The sequence below is a fragment of the Sodaliphilus sp. genome, assembly GCF_045598405.1.
Classification (GTDB): Bacteria; Bacteroidota; Bacteroidia; order Bacteroidales; family Muribaculaceae; genus Sodaliphilus; species Sodaliphilus limicaballi.
Window position 1 is genome coordinate 1 of sequence record NZ_JAZLLZ010000123.1, and the last position, 2,701, is coordinate 2,701.

At 44.5% G+C, this 2,701-nt stretch carries 2 protein-coding genes; both read right to left on the reverse strand.

Translation table 11 applies throughout. The features are described from left to right. Nucleotides 1-363 precede the first annotated feature (363 nt). A complete protein-coding gene (locus ACKI3C_RS08680; protein WP_407404085.1) occupies nt 364-1,947 on the reverse strand; it encodes a bifunctional metallophosphatase/5'-nucleotidase in 1,584 nt (527 codons plus the stop codon). A gap of 23 nt (nt 1,948-1,970) precedes the next feature. Continuing rightward, on the reverse strand, nt 1,971-2,561 hold the full coding sequence (locus tag ACKI3C_RS08685; RefSeq protein ID WP_407404087.1) for a hypothetical protein: 591 nt from the start codon (nt 2,559-2,561) through the stop codon (nt 1,971-1,973). Nucleotides 2,562-2,701 lie beyond the last annotated feature (140 nt).

Sequence of the window (2,701 nt, forward strand, 5' to 3'; positions counted from 1 at the left end):
TAGTTACAACAGATTGCTCTGATTTAACTGAATAAGAAATTATTCTAATTATTTTAATTTCTTTCAGTTATTATTAAATCTGTGTTATCAGTGAGATCCGCGCGGGGAAATTACCCAAAATACCATTGCTGAATAGTTACACCTAACACGTAACTATTCAGCAATGGAACTCCCCGCGCGGATCTCAATGATCTCACTGATGAATTGTATTATATATTTAAATTTTGCATGTCAATGTGATTATTGCCAATTTGTTGTCTGGAAGGACAATACCTGAATTACCCCCACAGCCCGTTCGGCGGTGAGGGTAATTAGGTACTATTCAGTAGCGCGTCTGGCAGGACGCGAGATAGTCTGTAATGTTTAGTTCACGATGGTGATGCGACCCTGGGGCTCGGCATATTCTTTGCCGATGTGACCGTTCAAATGCTCAACTATATACTGAATGAGACATTCGTTATAGACCATAATACTCGGTTTGAGCACATTATTCTTTTTCAGCTTACTGCGAAGGCCGCCACCTGTGATGCAATAGTCAATGGTTGCGAGCTGGTAGGTGCGGTCAAGATCCACCGGTTCATATTCGTTTGTTTCCTTATTCAGTATCACAAGGTCGGTAACACGGTTGGTCTCACGTGAAGCATTTACTGTGAATTTAAGTCCCGACACTTGGGGGAAGTCGCCATCTTCAACGGGAATAAACGATGTGCAAGTCTCAAGAATATCAAGCAACTGGCTTCCTGTCACCTCTACGACGCTCAAATAGTTATCATAGGGCAAGAACGCAATGACATCGCCATAAGTAAGGTCACCCGCTTTAGCCTCCGAACGAATGCCGCCGCCATTAGTAATAGCGATTTCGGCACCGCTGATAGCGCGATAAGCGTCCGTCACAATGTCTCCGGCGTTTGTTTCCTGGCGGCGGACGGCTTGCTTGCCATTTGCGTCAAGGATGTGCAAGTCATAGTCGAGCTGGCATATCTTGCGGTTCACAAGCACACTCATCAGGTTTTTGATGCTGTCGGTAGCATGTTGCACCTTTTCGCTTACCTGTGTGCATTCTGCAATGGGAACAAGTTCTGTGCTGAATTTGCCGTCGGGCGAGATAACAAGTTTTCCCACGTTGGCAAGCTTTGTGCCTGTCTGGGTTACAATGATGGGCTTGCCGTCTTTATTCTTCACAATGTCATGAGGGATAACCGAGTGAGAATGTCCGTCAAGGACAATGTCGATGCCATTAGTGGCTTCAACGAGTCCGTGGGAATCCACATTCATGGCGTTCTTATCCTCACCCAGGTGGGTAATCATTATCACATAATCAGCACCGGCTTTTCTTGCCTCATTAACCTGCTCCTGCACCATCTGATACACTTCTTTCTCGGCCAAGTCATAGATCTGCTTGTCATCTTTGTCGAAGAAAGAATAGGCCTCGGTTGCCATTGCGGTGGGAGTGACAGCGCCGATAAAGGCAACCTTCTTATTACCCATCTGTTTCATTATGTAGGGCTGGTAGATGCGCTTGCCGTTCATGTCACGGAAGTTCACGCACGCAACACGTGAGTTATCTACCTGGTCAAGGAGTGTGAGCATTGCAGGCACGCCATAGTCAAACTCATGATTGCCCAGGGTGATTGCGTCATAGTCCATAGTCTTCATGATGTCAACTATGTACTGGCCATGTGACAAGGCGCCTGTGGTACCGCCTTGCAGGAAGTCTCCGCTTGACACTAATGCAGTATAGGCAGTATCTGATATCGCGTCACGCAGACCAGCCATCTTGGGATAGCCGTCTATGCCGCAATGCACGTCATTGTCATAGATGACCACGATGCTCTTCTGTTTCTCATAGGTGACTGCATTAGGAAGTTTTGATGACTTACATCCAGTAAACATCAATGCACTCATCCCAGCAAGGATGAGCAATAACAAATAATTGTTTTTTCTCATAATAATCATTTTTTACGTTTTGTTCACTTGCTAAGAAAATCATCAATGATGCTAAGTAATCTCTCTCCCGCAATGTCAAAGTCACAAACAAACCAGCGGCCCTTATCCTTGTTGTATTCAACGATAGGATACACTTTGCTGTCTTGGTGGCCATTATTCAATACGACCTCAAGAGTTGCTGTCTCGCCTGTAAATTCCACAATATTGATTTCCTTTACTTTAAACCCAGTATCGTCTTGTGAGTTGGTCCAAATATCTGCCTCGAAAAACATGGTGTCGTCGGCAATCTGCTTGTCGTTGGCATCCACAATCATCACTTGAAGGTTTTCCGACATGTACTGATCCATGTATGCCATGCCGAAGATTGTGATTTCGGCGTCGTCAATTTTTTTCTCGTCCTCGGGCGTGGGGTTGAGATATGTCTTGTAAACAGTCTCAATAAAAGCCTTCGCGCCTTCCTCTGTCTGGCTCGAAGCTAAATCTGAACTTTCAGTCACCTCGGCATTCTCTGCAATTGCAGCGTCTCCTTCACTAGCACTTGTATCGTTTTTAGCCTGACAAGCTACTAAAGTAACAAGTAAAAGCGAGAAAATAGAAATAAAAATCTTTTTCATAATACCTTAATTCCGCAGCACTTTTGTTAACAATTTTTATAATATCCTGAGCAACAAAAAGTTGCCCAGGATTTTGTCATGTCGGTGATTTCACTTAATTTAGTGCGGCAAATAAAACCAAACGAACCACCAACACGACA

What these genes read in the sequence shown, in the direction of transcription:
- ACKI3C_RS08685 (WP_407404087.1), bottom strand. Translation starts at nt 2,561, where the DNA reads ATGAAAAAGATTTTTATTTCTATTTTCTCGCTTTTACTTGTTACTTTA.
- ACKI3C_RS08680 (WP_407404085.1), bottom strand. Translation starts at nt 1,947, where the DNA reads ATGAGAAAAAACAATTATTTGTTATTGCTCATCCTTGCTGGGATGAGT.